At 68.9% G+C, this 3,192-nt stretch carries 2 protein-coding genes and 1 pseudogene; all 3 read left to right on the forward strand.

Features of this window, described 5'->3' with window-relative positions:
* Positions 1-180, forward strand: a pseudogene (locus V7Z97_RS19905) (TetR/AcrR family transcriptional regulator); the annotation flags it as partial.
* Positions 181-259: 79 nt separating this feature from the next.
* Positions 260-1,507: a serine hydrolase domain-containing protein gene (locus V7Z97_RS19910; protein ID WP_334165297.1), complete on the forward strand. Its 1,248-nt coding sequence runs from the start codon at positions 260-262 to the stop codon at positions 1,505-1,507.
* Positions 1,508-1,684: 177 nt separating this feature from the next.
* Positions 1,685-3,192 (forward strand): TonB-dependent receptor (locus tag V7Z97_RS19915; protein WP_334165298.1); only part of this gene is annotated, 1,508 nt, incomplete at its 3' end.

Here is a 3,192-nt window from a genome sequence, read left to right on the forward strand (position 1 = left end):
CTCTACTGGTGCTACCAGTTCCTCACCGGGGCGATGATGCTGGCGCTCTCGGAGACCGGCCGCATCGACCAGCTCTCCGACGGCCTCTGCCGCTCCACCGACCTCGAGGCGGTGCGCGCCAGGCTCTACGCCTACTGCGCCGCTGGCCTGCAGGAGGTCGTCCGCCGAAAGCCGGCGTGACACTCGGGCTCTGGCGCGCCGGCCTTTCGGAAGCGAGAGTGCTCCCAACCACAAGAACGACGTCCTGGGAGGAGCCTGCATGACCACCATCGCCACCCGCCGCAGCCTGCTGGCGGGCGCCGCCGCCTTCACCGTCGCCGGATCGGCCCGCGCCGCTCCGACGCTGTCGCCGCCGCAGGCGGTGGGTTTCGACCCGGCGGGCGTCGCCGCCCTGAACAGCCAGATGCATGCGCTTGTCGACCAGCAGAAGCTGGCCGGCGTGGTGACCCTGCTCGCCCGCAAGGGGAAGGTGGTGAACCTCGACGCCTACGGCGCGCTCGACGCGGCCGAGCGCACGCCGGTGCGTCCGGACAGCATCTTCCGCATCGCCTCCATGACCAAGCCCATCACGGGCGTGGCGATGATGCAGCTCTACGAGCAGGGCAAGTGGCGCCTGGATGATCCGGTCGCCCGGCACATCCCGCAGTTCGCGGACCTGAAGGTGAAGACGGCGGGCGGCGAACTGGTCGCGCAGGCGAGCTCCATGACCATGGCCCAGCTGATGAGCCACACTGCGGGCTTCGGCGTGAGCGCGGTCTACGAGAAGGACAACCTCGCCGAGACCGACCTGCAGGGCATGATCGACAAGCTGGCGAAGCTGCCCCTGGCCAGCCAGCCGGGGACCGACTGGGCCTATGGCCCGGTGGTCAACATCCAGGGCTATCTCGTGGAGAAGATGTCGGGGAAGTCGCTCGACCGCTACTTCCAGGACCACCTGTTCACGCCGCTGAGGATGCCCGACACCCAGTTCTGGGTGGACCCCGGCAAGGTGGCGCGGGTCTCGAAGGTCCACACCTACGACGCGGCCGGGCGGATCACGCCCACCGACGCCCGGGTTCAGACGACGAAGCCCGCCTTCCTCTCCGGCAGCGGCGGCCTCTATTCCACGGCCCCCGACTACTTCCGCTTCTGCCAGGCGCTGCTGAACGGCGGCGAACTGGAGGGCGCGCGCATCCTCAAGCCCGAGACCGTGCGGCTGATGCGCCAGGATGTCCTGAAGCCCGGCGTGAAGATCGACCTCTACGGCCCCAACCAGGAGGGCCTCGGCTTCGGCATGGACTTCGCCGTGCACAGGCGGCCCGCCGAGAGCGGACTGCCCCACGGCCTCGACAGCTACTGGTGGGGCGGGGCGTTCGGGACCTGGTTCTGGATCGACCCGACCCACGACGTGGTCTTCGTCGGCATGATCCAGAACGTGCGCGGCTCGGTTCCCGGCGCCGGCACGCCGGAGGTCCGGGCCAACTCGGCCAAGGCCGTCTACGCCGCCCTGAAGGCCCGCACGACCTGACTCCCAGCGCCACTGTGGCGCAATTTCATCACCTGATTAAAAACAGCGCAGCCAGCTCCTCCCGCCGCTGGCGCCGCTGCCCCGAATTGCGGCACATAGGCCATAATTCGCATTGCGATGAATTCTGCGCCGGCCGCCGGATCCATGGGGGACGGACGGCGGCGCCGGGAGGATATAATGAAAGCTCTCATGAAGGCGGCGCTCCTCGCGGGCGCGGCTTGGTCCGTCGTTCCGACCCTGGCCCTGGCGCAGGACGTCGGTCCCGCCGACGAAGTCGGCGTGGTGGAGGAACTGGTGGTCACCGCGCGGCGTCGCGAGGAGACCCTGAAGGATGTGCCCGTCGCCGTCACGGCGATCACCGCCGAGCGCCTGGAGCAGACCGGCGCGGTGGACATCACCACCCTGCAGCAGACCACGCCCAACCTGACGGTGCAGGTCGCCCGTGGCTCCAACTCGACCCTGATCTCCTTCATCCGCGGCGTCGGCCAGCAGGACCCGCTGTGGGGCTTCGAGCCCGGCGTCGGCCTCTACATCGACGACGTCTACGTGGCCCGCCCGCAGGCCGCGGTGCTGGACATCTTCGACATCGAGCGGATGGAAGTGCTGCGTGGCCCGCAGGGCACGCTCTACGGTCGCAACACCATCGGCGGCGCGATCAAGTACGTCACCGCCAAGATCACCGGCGAGCCTGAGCTGAAACTCAAGGGCCAGCTCGGCTCCTACGACCAGCGCGACGTGATCGCCTCGGCCAAGGGCAAGATCACCGACACCGTGGGCGTCGGCCTGACCTGGGCCAAGTTCTCCCGCGACGGCTTCGGCACGAACCTGAACACCGGCGCCGAGCACTACAACAAGGACGTCTCGGCCGCCCGGGCGACGCTCGAGTTCGAGCCCTCCGCCGACCTGTTCTTCCGCCTGTCGGGCGACATCGTCACCGACCGGTCGAACCCGCGCCACGGCCACCGCGAGGTCCCGGCCCTGAACGTCCTGGGCCAGCCGATCCCGGGCGGCGAGGTGCTGCCGGACGTCTACGACACCCGCGCCGGCTCCGGTGACCACAACGTGGTGGAGGCCCGCGGCGTGTCGCTGCTCGGCCAGTGGGACATGTCCGAGACCCTGACCTTCAAGTCGATCACCGCCTATCGCGCGGGCGAGACGGAAGGGACGATCGATTTCGACACCCTGCCGCAGGCCCTGCTGGACATCCCGGCCCGCTACAACGACCACCAGTTCACCCAGGAGCTGCAGCTGCTCTACACGGGTGACCGGGTGCAGGCCGTGGCCGGCCTGTTCTACCTGAACGCCACCGCCGCCGGCGCCTTCGACACCGTCGTGAGTCAGGCCAACCTGACCATCGCCACCGCGGGCCACGTGGACACCGAGAGCTACTCGGCCTTCGCCGACGTCAGCTTCGACGTCACCGACGCCCTGTCGGTCTCCGTGGGCGGCCGCTACACCCGCGACGAGAAGCAGGGCCGCGTCTACCGGCAGAACTTCACGGGCATCCGCAGCCCGCTGTTCGGCAACGCCGTCGCCGTCCCCGGCCTGGTCCGCTCGAACTTCACGAGCGAGGACACCTACGAGAAGTTCACCCCGCGGGTCAGCGCCCGCTACGAGTTCAACCCGGATCTGACGGGCTACGTCTCCTACAGCCAGGGCTTCAAGTCCGGCGGCTTCGACATGCG

This window comes from Phenylobacterium sp., assembly GCF_036821595.1.
Taxonomy (GTDB): domain Bacteria; phylum Pseudomonadota; class Alphaproteobacteria; order Caulobacterales; family Caulobacteraceae; genus Phenylobacterium.